This window comes from Dysgonomonas mossii (assembly GCF_004569505.1).
Taxonomy (GTDB): Bacteria; Bacteroidota; Bacteroidia; order Bacteroidales; family Dysgonomonadaceae; genus Dysgonomonas.
Genome location: NZ_SPPK01000004.1, coordinates 1 through 17,057 on the forward strand (window position 1 = coordinate 1; position 17,057 = coordinate 17,057).

At 34.0% G+C, this 17,057-nt stretch carries 17 protein-coding genes and 1 pseudogene; 15 read left to right on the forward strand and 3 right to left on the reverse strand.

Annotated elements, in window-relative coordinates; translation table 11 throughout:
* Positions 1-467 precede the first annotated feature (467 nt).
* The 4 genes and pseudogenes from E4T88_RS12135 (at position 468) to E4T88_RS12150 (ending at position 6,540) form a co-directional block, all read left to right on the forward strand.
* A pseudogene (locus E4T88_RS12135) lies at positions 468-835 on the forward strand (MarR family transcriptional regulator).
* Between the two features lie 429 nt (positions 836-1,264).
* A complete protein-coding gene (locus tag E4T88_RS12140; protein ID WP_135105801.1) occupies positions 1,265-3,430 on the forward strand; it encodes a bifunctional alpha,alpha-trehalose-phosphate synthase (UDP-forming)/trehalose-phosphatase in 2,166 nt (721 codons plus the stop codon).
* Between the two features lie 11 nt (positions 3,431-3,441).
* Positions 3,442-5,235, forward strand: coding sequence for a glycoside hydrolase family 15 protein (locus tag E4T88_RS12145; protein WP_135105803.1), 1,794 nt, complete (start codon positions 3,442-3,444; stop codon positions 5,233-5,235).
* A gap of 735 nt (positions 5,236-5,970) precedes the next feature.
* A complete protein-coding gene (locus tag E4T88_RS12150) occupies positions 5,971-6,540 on the forward strand; it encodes a helix-turn-helix domain-containing protein (RefSeq protein ID WP_135105805.1) in 570 nt (189 codons plus the stop codon).
* Positions 6,541-6,617: 77 nt separating this feature from the next.
* On the opposite strand, the gene E4T88_RS17985 is transcribed toward E4T88_RS12150, so the two are convergent.
* On the reverse strand, positions 6,618-6,755 hold the full coding sequence (locus E4T88_RS17985; RefSeq protein ID WP_018075088.1) for a hypothetical protein: 138 nt from the start codon (positions 6,753-6,755) through the stop codon (positions 6,618-6,620).
* A gap of 226 nt (positions 6,756-6,981) precedes the next feature.
* Here E4T88_RS17985 and E4T88_RS12155 point away from each other — a divergent pair, with 226 nt between their 5' ends.
* The 10 genes from E4T88_RS12155 (at position 6,982) to rbp (ending at position 14,322) form a co-directional block, all read left to right on the forward strand.
* On the forward strand, positions 6,982-8,364 hold the full coding sequence (locus E4T88_RS12155) for an NAD-dependent succinate-semialdehyde dehydrogenase (protein ID WP_135105807.1): 1,383 nt from the start codon (positions 6,982-6,984) through the stop codon (positions 8,362-8,364).
* A 610-nt stretch (positions 8,365-8,974) separates the two neighbouring features.
* Positions 8,975-9,259, forward strand: coding sequence for a GlsB/YeaQ/YmgE family stress response membrane protein (locus E4T88_RS12165; protein ID WP_006844249.1), 285 nt, complete (start codon positions 8,975-8,977; stop codon positions 9,257-9,259).
* 32 nt (positions 9,260-9,291) lie between these two features.
* Positions 9,292-9,795: an outer membrane beta-barrel protein gene (locus tag E4T88_RS12170; RefSeq protein ID WP_135105809.1), complete on the forward strand. Its 504-nt coding sequence runs from the start codon at positions 9,292-9,294 to the stop codon at positions 9,793-9,795.
* Between the two features lie 23 nt (positions 9,796-9,818).
* Complete coding sequence (locus E4T88_RS12175) at positions 9,819-10,988, forward strand: OmpA family protein (protein ID WP_135105811.1); 1,170 nt, start codon at positions 9,819-9,821, stop codon at positions 10,986-10,988.
* A 17-nt stretch (positions 10,989-11,005) separates the two neighbouring features.
* Positions 11,006-11,287 (forward strand): hypothetical protein, encoded by a 282-nt coding sequence (locus E4T88_RS12180; RefSeq protein ID WP_135105813.1) that lies wholly within the window; start codon positions 11,006-11,008, stop codon positions 11,285-11,287.
* Between the two features lie 76 nt (positions 11,288-11,363).
* Entirely contained in the window at positions 11,364-11,594 is a 231-nt protein-coding gene (locus E4T88_RS12185; RefSeq protein WP_006844253.1) for a hypothetical protein, read from the forward strand.
* 79 nt (positions 11,595-11,673) lie between these two features.
* A complete protein-coding gene (locus tag E4T88_RS12190; RefSeq protein WP_135105815.1) occupies positions 11,674-12,081 on the forward strand; it encodes a hypothetical protein in 408 nt (135 codons plus the stop codon).
* A 13-nt stretch (positions 12,082-12,094) separates the two neighbouring features.
* A complete protein-coding gene (locus tag E4T88_RS12195) occupies positions 12,095-13,075 on the forward strand; it encodes an alpha/beta hydrolase (RefSeq protein WP_135105817.1) in 981 nt (326 codons plus the stop codon).
* A gap of 13 nt (positions 13,076-13,088) precedes the next feature.
* A complete protein-coding gene (locus E4T88_RS12200; protein WP_006844256.1) occupies positions 13,089-13,298 on the forward strand; it encodes a hypothetical protein in 210 nt (69 codons plus the stop codon).
* A 724-nt stretch (positions 13,299-14,022) separates the two neighbouring features.
* Positions 14,023-14,322: an RNA-binding regulator gene (gene rbp / locus E4T88_RS12205; protein WP_135105818.1), complete on the forward strand. Its 300-nt coding sequence runs from the start codon at positions 14,023-14,025 to the stop codon at positions 14,320-14,322.
* 515 nt (positions 14,323-14,837) lie between these two features.
* On the opposite strand, the gene E4T88_RS12215 is transcribed toward rbp, so the two are convergent.
* On the reverse strand, positions 14,838-15,233 hold the full coding sequence (locus E4T88_RS12215; protein WP_228093907.1) for a hypothetical protein: 396 nt from the start codon (positions 15,231-15,233) through the stop codon (positions 14,838-14,840).
* A gap of 398 nt (positions 15,234-15,631) precedes the next feature.
* Here E4T88_RS12215 and E4T88_RS12220 point away from each other — a divergent pair, with 398 nt between their 5' ends.
* The gene (locus E4T88_RS12220) at positions 15,632-16,627 is read left to right on the forward strand and encodes an acyl-ACP desaturase (protein WP_135105821.1); all 996 of its coding nucleotides are present in this window, start codon (positions 15,632-15,634) and stop codon (positions 16,625-16,627) included.
* A gap of 252 nt (positions 16,628-16,879) precedes the next feature.
* On the opposite strand, the gene E4T88_RS18295 is transcribed toward E4T88_RS12220, so the two are convergent.
* Positions 16,880-17,014 carry a hypothetical protein gene (locus E4T88_RS18295; RefSeq protein WP_006844260.1) on the reverse strand — a complete coding sequence of 45 codons (135 nt, stop codon included), beginning with the start codon at positions 17,012-17,014 and terminating at the stop codon, positions 16,880-16,882.
* Between the last annotated feature and the right edge of the window lie 43 nt (positions 17,015-17,057).

The window sequence follows — 17,057 nt, forward strand, 5'->3', positions numbered from 1 at the left end:
GCATATCGTGCGTGAAGGAGATCGCAAGGTTACTGTAGAGATAATAACTAATATCGACTATTGGAACTTTATGCCAAAAAGAGATTACTAAGTATTTCGTCTTAAAGTATTGTTAATAGCTACAAAACAAATATAAGTAGAAGTAGCTTGCGGGCATTCTTTTTCTATTGTAAAATAGAAAAATGGCGAAAATAAAAAATGCTACCGATCAGATATCGGAAGCAGTGTAGTTTTGTAAAAGTTTTTGTTAAACCGTGTGAGATGTGATATTTCGCGCGGTTTTTTTTATTAATTTAGCAAGATATGGAAAGAAATTATCTAGAGATTTAAAATAGTATTTGTTAGGGTGTCTTTTTCAAATTGGTCAGCCTCTATGAGATTTCTCCGCAAGGAGCATGGGCAACGACCACGCTGTTATATCCTTCGGCAGGTGACGACGCAATAGCTATTTTTCTTGCATATACCAAATGGCAGACAATATAGATAATTCGCAAGTAAAAACACAATGTCAGGTCAGAGATGTGTATCGGGCGATTTATGACTTTGAATTAAACTTTCAACAATTATATGATCTTCGCCTGAATGAAGGAATGCTGCTATGTTCTCTAAATACTCAAAAATATTCATCAAATGAATTGGCTAGCGTATTGGGTCTGACTAATTCGAATACATCGAAAGTGATAAAGTCGGTCGAAAAGAAAGGTACTATCCGACGTATTGTCGGCTAGGAAGATAAGCTTTTATATTGACTGATTTGGGCAAGAAAAAACTTGAATCCATAAAATGTGCTGAGTTTGATATTCCCGAAACGCTCGGGTCTATTATAAAACGATAAGATTGTGATCTTGTGATTAGCTCTTTTCTCTTTTTTCTACTATAAAACACGTCGTAAATATACAACAAAATAACTACATATTAGCAAGTTATATTTTTTAGTTAAAATCTAACTTTTATGTATTTTTATGGGTTAGACAAATTTTATTATCTTTGTAAGAGTCTTGAATACATTGAGAACGACCTTGTTTTTCTCCTCTTTAAAATCTACTTATTCGGTAGACATCTTATTTATACGGAGTTAATCCGAAATATAGCCAATATATAATTCAGTTTTCTTAAAAGAATTTAGGTTCGTCTTTTTGGCTTCGTATGATAATTAATCAGAGGATAATAAAATTTCTATAGGTTTACTACATCCGTCTGTGTTCGAGAGAATTATTCTGTTTTTAATAATCGGACCGCCCTGCCCGATATAAACATATGTATTATGAAGTTGATTATTATATCCAATAGATTACCACTAAAAGTGGTGGAAGAGGAAAATGAGTACAAGGTTGTTCCCAGCCCAGGAGGCCTTTCAACCGGACTGAACTCATTAGAGACAAATATGGAAACACATTGGGTTGGTTGGACAGGAATGTATCTTGAAGATGTCGATGAACAGCAGAAAATAGACAAACAACTAACTGATCTCAACTTTCATTCGGTTAATCTTACTCCTTCACAAATAGAAAATTATTATGAAGGATATAGTAACAGTGTAATTTGGCCGCTTTCTCATTACTTTTTCAGCAATGTTAGATACAATAATTGCTACTGGACTGTATATAAAGAAGTGAATGCTTTATTCTGTGAAAAAGCGAAGGATATAATAGAACCTGATGATATTGTTTGGATTCAGGACTATCAATTGATGCTTTTACCTCGAATGATAAAAGAAAGAATGCCTGAAGTAAGTATTGGTTATTTCCACCATATACCATTCCCTTCTTATGAATTGTTTAGGTGCTTACCTGAAAGAAGTGACATTTTAAACGGTCTGTTGGGCGCTGACCTTGTTGCTTTTCATACGCATGGATATATGAGGCATTTTATTAGTGCTGTTTATAGAGTACTGAAATTAGATTGTAAGCTCGATGAAATTCATTTAGATGGCAGAATCGTAGATGTGGATGCTTTTCCAATGGGAATAAACTATGATATGTATCATAATGCTTTATTAAATCCTCATATAAAGAAACAAGCAGAGAAACTACGTGGTGAGTTTGGCAACAGCAAACTTATATTATCTGTAGATAGGCTGGATTATAGCAAAGGTATTCTTATGCGTTTAAGGTGCTTTGAAGACTTCTTAGCAAACCAACCGCAATACAGAGGAAAAGTTAGTCTCATTATGATTGTAGCACCATCAAGAGACAATGTTGATATTTATGCAAAGCTGAAAGAAGATATAGACCAGAAGGTAGGAGCCATCAATGGTAAATATGCGACAGCAGGATGGCAACCAATCAATTATTTTTATAGGTCATTCGTCTTCGAAGAGATAACAGCTTTGTATCATATATCGGATATATGTCTAGTTAATCCTTTTAGGGATGGGATGAACCTTGTTGCAAAAGAGTATATTGCAACAAAACGAGAAGGGAAAGGTGTACTCATCTTAAGTGAAATGGCCGGAGCATCTATTGAGTTATCTGATGCGCTGATAGTGAATCCAACTGATATAAAGGATTTAGAGAATGCTCTTCTTATAGCATTGGAAATGCCGGAAGAGGAACAAAAAGCAGCTATATCAAATATGCAAGAGATTATTTCTTCTCAACATGTTGGACAATGGGCTAAAGATTTTATAGATGAATTGTTTTCAGTAAAAAAGAAAAATAAAGAATTACAAAAGAAAATAATCGTACGAAAAAACTTCAATGAAATAAAAGATGCATACCAAAAAGCTCAAAAACGTCTGATTATTTTAGACTACGATGGCACATTAGTCTCATTTCATCGCAATCCGATGAAAGCATCACCAACGACTGAAGTTATTGATCTTTTGAAAAAAATGTGTGCTGATAGCCATAATAGAATGATAATAAGTAGTGGTAGAGATAAACAGACTCTAGAAGATTGGTTAGGACATTTGCCATTAGATATGGCAGCCGAACATGGTATGTTTTACAAAGAGAATGGTATATGGAAAAGTAAAGGGCAGAAAATAGAATGGGATCAAGAGATAATAGACATAATCAAACATACAGTAAAAAAGACTCCTCGTTCGAAACTTGAAATAAAAGAAACGGCCTTGGTCTTTCATTACCGGGATGTTGATGTCTGGTTAGCCGAACTGCGTGTAACACAGTTGATAAATGCCTTAATAAATCCAGCATCAAGACAGAATTTACAGATAATGAAAGGAAATAAAATTGTAGAAATTAAGTCAGGCGAATTTAATAAAGGCTCAGAAGCTTTAAGGCTAATCAGTCAAAGTGAATACGATTTTGTGATGGCTATAGGGGACGATACAACTGATGAAGAAATGTTTATGGCATTGCCGGATACGGCTATAACGATAAAAGTAGGAGACCCATCAAATGCAGCGCGGTATAATATTCCAAAACAAACTTTAAACATTGATTTTTTGAAAAAACTAATAAAATAATTTAATTGCTTATGGATAATCTAGATTACGGTGTAGTCGGAAATTGTAAAACTGCTGCTTTAATTTCAAAAGAAGGAAGTATCGATTGGCTTTGTTTTCCGGTATTCGATTCTCCATCTGTATTTTCTAAATTATTAGATAAAGATAAAGGCGGGAGTTTTTCATTCATTGTCTCTGATAGTTATCGTATTACACAAAATTACTTTAAAGAAACAAATATACTTTGTACTCGCTTTGCTTCTGATGAGGGCGTATTTGAAGTACTCGATTTTATGCCGAGATACAAGACCCGTGGAGACGAGTATTATATCCCTTCCGAAATCTATCGTTATATAAGACTCATTGATGGTAAACCACGTTTTAGGATAAATTATACTCCTGTAATGAATTATGCCAGAGATTCGGTCATACACAAAAAGTTTGCCTACTTTATAAGAACATTCTCTTTAGTAGATGGAAATGATAATATCTATTTATATTCAAGTATTGATTTTGACACCATATTAAATCAAGAAGAAATTATTCTGGAGCAAGACCAGTATATGCTATTGTCGTATAGTCAAAAACTAGCGAATATAGATATCAACCGAGCCTATCTCGAATATCAGCGTACAAAGATTTACTGGTTGAACTGGAATAATCGTTCCCGAAAATTCATCGAATACAACGACTATATCTGTCGCAGTCTGTTGGCTCTTAAACTGATGTGTTATGAGTCATCCGGAGCTATTATGGCAGCTCTTACCACCAGTATTCCGGAAACAATAGGCGAAGTTCGCAACTGGGATTATCGATTTTGCTGGATTCGTGATGCATCGATGTCTATAGAAACCCTGATAGAACTTGGGCATCATTCAACAGCGAAGCGGTTTATGTCTTTTGTGAAGGATATATTGAAGTCTAAATCAGATTCTTTACAAATTATGTATGGAATAGATGGTAGTCGTACATTAAAAGAAGAGATACTGCCACATTTGGCAGGATATGAAAATTCCCAACCGGTAAGAATTGGAAATGCTGCATATTTCCAAAAACAAAATGACACTTTCGGCTATTTGATGGATGTTATACATAGCTATTATTTCCGTTTTCCTGGCACATTGGGCGAGTTGGAAGAAATGTGGGAAGTTGTTAAATCGATCATCAGAACGGTTTATATTGTTTGGAGAAATCCTGATCAGAGTATATGGGAGTTTCGTAACATCGAAAAGAATTTTGTCTTCTCGAAGGTAATGTGTTGGGTAGCTCTTGACAGAGCAATAGAGATAGCCAAACTTTTAAATCAGACTGACTATGTATCAGCATGGCAAAAAGAAGCGATGGCTATAAAAGAAGATGTGATGCAGAATGGATGGAACGATCAGATTCAGAGTTTTACTCAAGCATATGATAATACGCATATGGATTCATCATTGCTTTTGATGGAACAATATGGTTTTATAGATGCAAACGATGATCGCTATATAAAGACAGTAAAACGTATAAAAGAAGAATTATACCATAATGGATTGATGTATCGATATAAAGTCGATGATGATTTTGGTTTGCCGTCTTCTGCTTTTACTATCTGTACTTTTTGGCTAACTCGTGCATTGTTTATGATTGGAGAGAAAGGCGAAGCCCGGAAAATATTTGATCAGTTACTGGAATATTCAAATCATCTGGGGTTGTTTAGTGAAGATTTGGATTTCGAAACCAAACGTATGCTCGGTAACTTTCCTCAAGCCTATTCTCATCTGGCGTTGATAGATACAGCTTTGCTATTCTCTGAAGAACGAAAATATATCAATTTTATTAAACCTTAAGACTGAATCAGCAGAGTTTTATAAGCAATAGAATAGAGGCAACGATTATCATTTACCGTCACCTCTCTTTTTATTTATATCTTTTTCCCGATATGATGTATTTGTTTCACATTCACTAACGATTTTTAAAGGATCTTTCGAGCCTGATACGACATTTTTAATTAAGTATATGCCTTTCATTCTTCAAAATCGATGTATTCTTTGGCTCGTTCCGTTTTGGGGTTGTAAACTGTGACAGATTCCTATTGCAGGAGAAAACCAAATGCATTTAGTGAATTATTTGTACTTAAAGCGTCACTTGTGGGAGAAAATATATAAACAACTTATAAAGGAACTAATTTCCCGAATATATTTTGTTATACATTTCTGATTATTAATTACATAATTCACAGCTTAACAAGCTATACCTATTTTTCAATTGTGTTCTTTATTCGAAAGACTGACATTAATGGGTATTCCTCGATGTTCATGATAAAGATCAAATCTTATTGATGTCAACTCCTACAAGATTATTCAATTTAGCCGGAATAACTCATTAAATATCTGAATTTTAAATTATTTGAAACAATAAGGCTTAATTAATTGTTTATAATAGTATAGTGTTCTTTTCTTCATTCTATATATCTACACCACTTTTCGCAGAATCTGATGTTTTTATAAGCCAATCATAAAATGAGATTGGAATAAGAAGTTCAGTTACTCTCTTTTATCAAAAAACAAATAAATATTACCATTATGAAAATATACATTAGACATATGGTAAGTCAACGATGCAAAATAGTGGTAATACAAGAGTTAAAGAAATTGGAACTCAATTATATTACCGTTGACTTAGGGATTGTTAATCTTTCCACACATCCAACACATGAACAAAATATCCAGCTCAAACTAGCCATGGCTAAAAGCGGATTAGAACTGATAGAAAACAGGAAGGATATAGTGATCGAGCAGATAAAAATAGCAGTCATAGAATCAATATATTATTCAGAAAATAAATTAAAGATTCCCTTTTCAACCTATCTAAGTAATAAATTAAACCTGAACTACACTTATTTATCTAATACATTTACAGAGTCGCAAGGCTTTACAATTGCGCATTTCATCATTATGCATAAAATTGAACATGTTAAAGAACTCATTCAATACAATGAATTAACTTTTTCGGAAATTGCTTTCAAAATGCATTACAGTAGTATTGGCCATTTATCAAACCAGTTTAAGAAAATAACAGGTACTACTTTATCATTTTATAAGATGCATGGTCAAAAAAGAGAAACCAATATTGAAAACCTGTTAATTCTATAATATTCAATTATAAACACATAAAGCAATAGGGGTATACCGCAAAATAGATAGCACTTCTAATGTTTTAAAAAAAAATATTATTTAATTTTCAAATCATCTAATCCTTTTCTGTTTTTTTCTGCTCGTTTATTAGCCTTTTCCGCTCGCTTTTCTTTCAAGTTTTTTTGAGGAGTTTTTTTATCCGCCCGGTCTTTTCCTTTATCTTCTTTTGACATAACTATTAAAATATTAATTATATCCAAAGATGAGAATTATTAAATCCAATATTATTACATAAAAAGTAAAATGAGTTACATATTTTACATATTTAGTGAATGACAATTATATTCTAATATCGATAATCTGTAAAACATGTAATTAATAAACGATTAGTTGTAATATATCTGGGGTATAAGAGAACTACCTTTATGAACTAACACCTAATGTGTTAGACAAATTCATATGTCAATAAAAACAGTAAATCCAGCAACAAATGAAAAGCTGAAATCATTTGATGAAATGTCGAAAGATGAAATAGAGACTGTTATCAACCAGTCAGATATTACTTATCAGAGTTGGCGAAAAACAACTTATAAACAACGTTCGGAACTATTGCATAAAGTAGCACAAATATTACGAATAAGAAAAGAAAACCTTGCTGAACTAATCACTACCGAAATGGGGAAACTGATTGGTGAAAGTAAAGCAGAAATAGAACTTAGTGCGGATATCTTTGATTATTATGCTGAAAATGCTGAAAAATTTCTTGCGAATAAGATTTTAAGACCTAAATATGGAGAAGCATTAATACGCTACAGTCCGATAGGAGTTTTACTGGGGGTACAACCTTGGAATTTTCCATTTTATCAGGTTGCACGTTTTGCTGCCCCCAACATTATGATAGGGAATACTATTCTTTTAAAACATGCTTCTAACGTTCCTCAGTGTGGAATAGCATTGAGCGAAATATTTAAAGAAGCAGGTGCTCCACATGGATTGTATATAAACTTATTGATACCTGGCAACAAGATATCAAGGCTTCTTGCCGATGAGAGAATTAAGGGTGCTTCTCTGACTGGCAGTGAGCAGGCCGGAGCCAGTTTAGCAGAAGCTGCAGGAAAAAATATTAAAAAATCAGTCTTAGAACTTGGAGGTAGCGACCCATTTATAGTATTAGATGATGCCAATATCGATAAAACCATTTACTGGGCAGTAATAGCCCGAATGAATAATACAGGACAGTGTTGTGTTGCTGCAAAACGTTTTATTATAATGGAGTCTGTCTATTTTGAATTTCTCAATAAGTTTAAAGCGGCTTTACTGGCCCTAAAAGTGGGGGACCCGATGGATAATGAAACGGAACTTGGGCCATTAGTAAGTGAAGAAGCTTTGACTAACTTATTAGATCAGATAAACAGATCGGTTAAAGCCGGAGCCAGAATAGAATTGGGTGGACGGCGGATAGATCGTTCCGGAGCTTATATGGAAGCAACCATTCTTTCCGATATAAATAAGAATAATCCTGTCTATTCTCAAGAGCTATTTGGTCCTGTTGCATTATTATTTAAAGTAAGAACTGTAGAGGAAGCAATTAGTCTGGCAAATGACACTAGCTATGGGCTAGGTGCGTCAATTTTCACAAGTGATATAAGACAAGGGAAACTAATAGCTGATCAAATAGATAGCGGAATGGTTTTTATAAATCATCCGACATGGACCCAAGCTGATTTACCATTTGGGGGAACAAAGCGATCAGGATATGGACGAGAATTATCAGAATTCGGTACTGAAGAGTTTGTCAATAAGAAATTAATCAGGACAAGCCTTTTAACCGATCCTTTTTAAACGAGGATATTCTGATAAAATTTCACTATAACCTAATTTTAGAAATTAATAAATAAAAAAGAGGATTAGTTAAAATCCTCTTTTTTATTTATTAACTAACTTTTTATTGTTATCCTTCTATAGATCGATTGTGTAATACGATCGACAATTCAGGAAGATAAATTTGAATGTTCCTGTATAAGAAAGCTTTTGGGAAGATATGAGGATAACATTCCAATTTCCAGTAGATTCCAGGCTAGTAGCTATATTATAACCTATGACACTATTTCCTTCTGTAATTAAAGCTGTCTTCTTTTTCTGATTTGGAGACCCGATTCTCATCCTTCCATTCATATGCAAAATGTATTGAATAGCTTATAAAGGAAATAATTTGCCTAATATATTTTGTTATACATTTTTGCTTATTAATTACATAATTCACAGATTAACAAGTCATATCTATTTTTCAATTGTTTTAACTATAGAAAGACAGATATCTGTCAGATACAATTTAAAGCATAATCTGAGTATTATGTATGAAAAAATAAAAGCATTGGCCGGATTGTCAACACCGCTATGCTCCATCACTTCCGGTTGACTGAAAATCAAATAATAATTAAAAACAAAGGAAATGGAATTAGGTATCATTGGTTCAATAGTCATTGGCGTCCTTGCAGGTTTTATAGCCGGTTACATTACAAAAGGACGTGGTTTCGGTTTAATTGTAAACCTGATAGTGGGTTTAATCGGAGCGGTCTTAGGCGGATTTCTTTTCAGCGTACTAGGTATAAATTGGGGTGGGATTGTAGGAATGCTGATTGTGTCAGTTGTCGGTGCAGTTGTCTTTTTATGGATACTATCTTTATTTGGCGGGTATAATCGCAATAATAAGTCCGGAGGTAAATCTAACGGTTAGATTATTTAGTTGTAAATAATAAAAAATAAATTATGAAAAAAATCATATTATTACTTGCTTGCATAGCTACAGGACTTAGTCTTTCCGCCCAAAAAGGAGACAAAGCTGCTATTGGCAGTTTAGGTTATCAAACCGATTATAAACGTTTTGCAATCGGTGTACAGGGACGATATAGTATCTTGGATAATGTACTTATAGCTCCCGATATTACATTTTATTTCCCCAAAGATAAAGTAACAGGATTAGACGTTATGTTAAATGTCCATTATGTATTCAATCTTTCAGAGGAAAGAATATCCGTCTACCCTTTAGCCGGTCTGGGTATACAAAATAATTTTTATGGAAAACAATCAGTTATAATCGGGGGAACAGAACAAAAAACTGATTCTCATGCAGAAACAGATTTAGCATTCAATCTGGGAGGAGGTATTACCTACCAAGTAGATGACAGGTTCTTTTTGAATGCTGAGGCCCGATTTATATTAGGAGACAACGACTGTGCCGTAATCCTGATTGGATATGGATACAAATTTTAAATAAATAATTACACGAATAAATTATGAAAAAGATTCTACTACTTTTTATTATTACACTTTCAGCGGTTACCTTATCCGCACAGCAAAAAGAAGGTCAAAGTACCAAAGCGGGTAGTAATACCACATTTGTTGATAACGGTTTCTGGGATAATTGGTTTATCGGAGCCGGGGCCGGTTCAAATATCTATTTCGGAGACAAAGATGTAGATGCTACTTTTTGGAGACGGATGACGGTAACCCCTAATTTTCAATTCGGAAAATGGTTTAACCCTTATTCCGGAGCTCGTATCAAACTATCGGGAGGAACAAACATACATACTTTCAATAATGATGCATCGCTGATGACCCGCAACAGGTACGTGAGCGCCGAACTAAATTATATGTTGAATGTGACCGATTACCTGATGCCTTATAATGCCGACCGTATTTACGCTTTCATTCCTTATATCGGTGTGGGCTGGGCTTACGGCTGGGACTACAAAAAACTACCTGAGTATGCAAGCAATAGCAATCACGTGAACAGTGTAACATTTGATGCAGGTATCATTAACCGTTTCAGATTTTCTCCTCGTGTTGCCCTTGATATTGAACTATCAGGTAAATTGCTTAAAGATGATTTTGACCAACGCACAGGAAGCAAAAGAGGTTATGATCTTTTGGGAACAGCTTCTGCCAGCCTAATCTTCACAGTCGGAAAGAAAGCCGTATTTACCGAAGCTATATTGAGGGACCAATCAGAGATAGACCAGTTGAACAATACCATTAATATGCAGCGTGCCGATATGGCAAGATTGGCGCAGCGTCCGGTAGAACAGACAGAACCTACTGTGGTTGTAAAAGAAGTTATCCGGGAAGTACAGGTCAGTGAAGAACCGGTCAATAATGTTGTCCTGTTTGGCATTAACAAGGTAAAGGTAGAATCCCATCAGGAAGTCAATGTTTATAATGTCGCCAAATATCTGAAAGAAAATCCGGATAAGAAAGTCAGGGTTATCGGTTATACCGATAAAGAAACAGGAACAGCAGTTATAAATGAAAAATTATCCAGACAAAGGGCTCAGAATGTGGCTGACATCATGACCGGCAAATACGGGATAAATCAGGACCGTGTTATTGTTGAATGGGAAGGTCAGACCAATCCTCCATTCGATGTAATGGAATGGAACCGTGCCGTAATTTTATATATTGAATAATTAAAGAAGAAGGAAAAATGAAAAAGATTTTAAGTATACTGTTTATCTCAGGATGCGTGTTAATACTCTCCTCATGCAATACAAAAACTGGAGCAGACAAAGATTTTGAGAATATGAAAGATTCTGTAAATAAGTCTATTGATAAAGCGGCTGATAAAACAAAAGAGGATGCCGGGGAGGTAAAAGATTCCTGGAATCAGACAAAAGATGCTGTTGATAAAAAAGCAGATACAATCAAGAGCAATATAAAGAAAGACGTCAAAGATATAAAGGAAGATGTTAAGAAAAAATTAGATTGACATCCCAACACGGTGAAAATGCCGACCGATCAGAATAAATAAAGAGGTCGGCTTATTTCAAATTAAACAAAGAAAAATGAAAAAGATTATAAGTATACTGTCTATCTCAGTATTTGTATTCGTTTCATGCAATACAACAAGAGGCGCCGGGAAAGATTATGAAAACGCAAAAGAATCGGTCACTGAATCTGTCGATAAAGCCGTTGATAAAACAAAAGAGGGTGTCGGCAATGTAAAAGATTCATGGAATAATACAAAGTCGGATACCATCAAAACTGTTATAAAGAAAGATGTTCCGGTAAAATAGTATTATATTCGGACTATGTGAAAATGCCAACCGATCACAATAAATAAAAAGGTTGACTTATCTCAAAGATGAATATAATATGAAAAAGTTACTGATTCTAAGTATAATGATATTAACGGCTGTTGGTTTTATGTCTTGCGGAGACGATGACGACAATGCTCCGGCATTAGGTGCCAATGTGCAGGTTACAGTAAAGAACTTAGTGGGTACTATCCAACCCAATACTACTGTTTACTTATACAAGGATACGGAAGTAGATAGTTCTACAAAAAGTGCAGACGCGGACAAACATGTTGTAACAGATCAGAATGGTGTTGCGACATTCAGTTTAAATTTTACAGAATTAAATCTATTTGAATCCAAAACGACTCTGTCTTTTGCCGTCTTTTATGAGGTTGGAGGTGTTGAATTTATTGCTCCGGGCACTACTAGTGTGACTGTAAAGAGAAATGATGAGAAAAAACTGAATCTTATAATTCCAATCTAAAAAGAAGAAATACATGGAAGAACAAATAGAAAAAGAAGATGATTATCTTTCTGATAATCATCTGAGTGTTGGAGTAAAAAAATATTTAAAAGTGCTGAATGATGGAGTTCCTGTTGAAACATTATCGAAAGAGGATGCCCGCAATGTTCTTGTAACAGCACAGAATGGAGTGAAAGTAGATTTATCAGGGATTGAAGAATCTGAAAAAATAATTACAGATAAAGATTATCCGGTAAAACTAACGATTGTTCGTCCTAAGGGAATAACAAAAAAACTACCCGCTTTTATTTTTATACATGGAGGTGGGTGGATTTTAGGTGACTATAATACGCATAAACGGATGGTACGCGACTTAGTCATAGAATCGGGATATGCCGCTGTTTTCATAAATTATAACCCTTCGCCAGAAGCTAAGTATCCACAGGCTATCAATGAAATTTATGCAGCTATCAAGTGGGTATCAAAGCATGGAGACGAAATAAATATAGACAGTAAACGTCTGGCTCTGGTCGGAAATAGTGCCGGAGGAAATGTGGCTATTGCTACCAGCTTATTGGCAAAGAAAAATAATGATTCATTTATCAAAGTTCAGATTTTATTATGGCCCGTGACAAATACTGATTTCGATACAGAATCGTACAAAATGTATGGTGAACAAAGATTTTTGACTGCATCAATGATGAAATGGATGTTCGATCAGTATACAGCCGATTTAAAACAACGTAAAGAGATTTACCTTTCACCTCTTTTGGCTTCTATTGATGAACTTAGGGGATTACCACCTACCATCGTACAGGTGGCAGAAAATGATATATTGAGGGATGAGGGCGAAGCGTTTGGGCGTAAGCTCGATGAAGCAGGAGTCGATGTTACAACTATCCGTTACAATGGTGTAATTCATGATTTCGGGCTATTGAATGGGTTAGCAGCCTCACCCCAAACACGTTCGATGGTCATATATTCGGCAGGTATATTAAAATATTATCTCAAATAAATAAAAAATAGTTATGAAAAAAGTATTATTTGGTCTAGTAATTGGCTCTTTAGCAGGGTATTTAATTCGTAAGCTGCAAGACGATGGGCAATTTGACTGTATTTATGACAATGCCAACAAATTTTTCAGGAAATCAAAGAAAGATTTAAAGAATATAACCGATATTGTTAAAAACGAAGCCGGATATTTAAAAGATCGAGTAGAGGTGAAAACTGAAAAATAAAAAAGAATGTTTTTTCGATTCTTCCGGTAAATGAAATACGGTAAATAAAAATACCATTTAGGGAAATTATTCCTTAAATGGTATTTGCCGTATGTTTTACAAAGATTAGGAATAAAGCTAGAGACCTCTGATCTATACCCATACGATCAAATTTTATCCATATATAATAGGAATTACACATCTAACGAGTCCATAAAGATATATAATGCGCCTGTAGTATTACACACATGGTATATCTGTAATTTACCTACATAAAGCTTCCTATTGCTTTACCCTGTTATTGGATACAATAAATACTTTCATTTAATTCTTATTTACTCCATCTGTCATATTTTAATCGTTTAAACCACAATAAGGAATCTACAATGAAAAGAAGCATAAGTAAAATACTTATAAATGTTTTTATCCCCAATCCATTGAATTCTCATTCGGATGTAATCTCTTAGCAGGCACAAATACCGAAAAATTTCTATAAATATAAAATGGGGTTGTGTTTGTTAGTTAAAATATTTGCTATTCGCATAAAAAACACAATAATTAACTATATGTCAGTATTTTATAGCAAAAAGGAAGTAATCTTTAAATACTTAGACGTATCTTTGTATTAAAGATTTGAGTTTTTATTACAAATTTCATACTTATCCTTTAATTCCACAGATTTTTAGTTTAAAGTGCTTATTTGCCGTAATTCTCTTCTGATTATTTATTTTATAATTTTTTTACAATGAACATTTTTATCGCAGGTTTGAGTTACGATGTTAACGATGCCGATTTAAACACTCTTTTTAAGGAGTATGGAGTTATTAATTCAGCTAAAGTTATTATGGATCGTAGTACCAGCAGGTCTAAAGGCTACGGATTTGTTGAAATGGACAACAACGAAGATGCAAATAAAGCAATTTCAAAACTGAATGGAGTTGAATATGACGGAAGAACTATCTCAGTCTCAGAAGCAAGACCTCGTCAGGAAAGAAGTAACAACTCTTATGGTAACAATAGGGGAGGTTATAACAACAGATATTGACAAATATTTTACAGATTGAATATAAAAATAAGGTAGCTCAATCGGGCTACCTTATTTTATTTACTCTCGATCATATTTTTATCTTAGTAAAAAATATCTATAGAAAATAAGTTGCTGATAGATTGATTTTAGATAAGATCTTTCAGCGTAGAGATACAACATTGAACAATATGTACTCCAATATTTTGAACTCTGTTTTTTATAAGTAGAGCTGTATATTGATCTACAATACCACTCTTTTTTAGGTGTAGAAACAACTATACTTCGGATCTTGATTTTTTGTTTATTTGTCAGATCGGGAGGAGTACTGGTCATAACCTAATTTAAAAAGATATAGGAAAACGTGATGAAGAAAACGCTTTTAATAGATGAGAGAGGCTATCGTCTTCCGGCGGGCCTCTCTCTAAGAAATGTAATATTATGCAAACATCTTACATTCGCTATATTAAAACAGTAATTACATATATTTCGTTTAATAAATTACTGTTAATTAACCTACTAATAATTTAAACTTCTTAAAGAACGACACCTTCCTTGATTTGAATTTCTTTTATTTTACGATCAGCTTTTTGTCGGGCTTTCATTTTTGACTTTTCTGCTTTTTCGATAGCCTTGAGAGTAGATTTTTCTAATTTTTGTTGATCATTATTGGCTCTTTTCTCTACATCATTACTTGCATCTTTTCTCGCTTTTTCAGATGATTTTTTATTGTTCTTTTCTTGTTGTTTCTTCGCCTTTTCAATATTTTTTTCTTGTTGTTCCTCCGCCTTCTTAATTTCTTTTGCTTCTTTCTCCTTAATTTTAGTTATTTCAGATGATGTCTTTTCACTGATTACTACATTTTGCCCGTGAAGAAAAACAGGTAGCGATATGCCTATCAGCATAATTGTAAAAATGATAATTTTTTTCATTTGTTTTTGTTTTAAATAATATATTCGTATTATAATAAACATTTGAGAGAATTATTAGTTGGTTATTTCACAACAAATTAACGAATATTGTTTATCAGTTCTAGATTGAAGTACAAATAGTTTATAACCTTATTCAACAGAGTAATTCACTATAAATCTTTCATAAAGAAACGAGTAAAATAAAATTCATGGAAATTCATTTCAGCCGCTTACATGATAGGTGTTTAACTATTAATAACTTGTAGATAATGACAAAATATAATAATTTACTATTAGTGCTTGAAAATAATTTTACCTTTACAATACATCAGCCTTTTACTGCGAAAGATATACTCCTCTCAGAAACATTTGAGAAAAAGGAAAGATCAGATGTAGAAGGCATTAATTAATATAGTACAATGTCAATTACAAATATCCGTTTAGAAGTTATGCACTTCTTAGAAAAAAATGTAGATCATTTTATTACTCAGTTTTTGGTTCCTGTTGAAAAAATATGGCAACCGTCTGATTATCTCCCCGACTCAGAAAAAGAAACTTTTTTTGAGGATGTAAAAGAATTACGCGAACTGGCCAAAGAACTTCCTTACGACTTTTGGGTCGTATTGGTCGGGGACACCATCACCGAGGAGGCTTTGCCCACTTATGAATCGTGGCTGATGGATGTAGAAGGTATAGACAATGTAGACGGAGAAAAGCGCAACGGCTGGTCAAAGTGGATCAGGCACTGGACAGGAGAGGAAAACCGTCACGGCGATTTATTAAACAAATACCTTTATTTATCCGGCAGAGTGAATATGAGAGAGATTGAGCAGACTACACAACATCTGATCAATGACGGCTTTGATATTGGAACAGGAAGAGATCCTTACAAAAACTTTGTATACACCAGTTTTCAGGAATTGGCAACCTTCATTTCGCACAATCGTGTAGCAGAAATAGCTAAAAAAATGAGTAATGAAAAATTGTCGAGAATGTGTAAACGTATTGCAAGTGATGAAATGAGGCATCACCATGCTTACAGCGAATTTGTAAAGCGTATATTTGAGGTAGACCCGAGTGAAATGATGCTTGCTTTCCAATATATGATGAAACAAAAGATTGTTATGCTCGCTCATTTCCTGAGAGAATCGAAAGAGAAAATAAGTACTGCCTTCGAACAGTTTTCAAATGCTGCACAGCGCATCGGGGTATATACTGCCACTGATTACGTAGATATTATGCAAAAACTGATAGATAAATGGCAGATAGATAAAATTTCAGGATTAACAGACGAAGCAGAACGTGCCCGTGATTTTCTGATGAAGCTTCCTGCACGTATGTCTAAAATATCAGAACGATTGGTTATTCCAGTCGATTCTTATATTTTCAAATGGGTACAACCTGCTGTGAAATAATACCATTGGACGAAGTATTGTCATTATTCGTGGCAATACAGGTGAAAGATAAACTCTTATTTAAGAAGTTATTACAGAAAGTCGAATTTGAATAAATAAAGTCAATCAAACACAGATAAGAGCATATTAAAGAATTCCATCATGTATAAATGTTAAAATACGTCGATTCGATTATAATTGTAGTTAGCAGAATAGCGCAAAACGAAGAAGTATAATTGTTACCAACTATAAACAATGCCCAGACCCTAATCGTTATTTTTTCAAGTCATCCAACCCTTTGCGATTCTTTTCTGCTCGCTTATTAGCCTTATCCGCTCGTTTCTCTTTTAGATTCTTTTGAGGAGCTTTTCTGTCTGCTCTATCTTTTCCTTTTTCTTCTTTTGACATAGTTTTTTTGTTTTAAATAATTTTTCAAGATCAGGATTTCTTA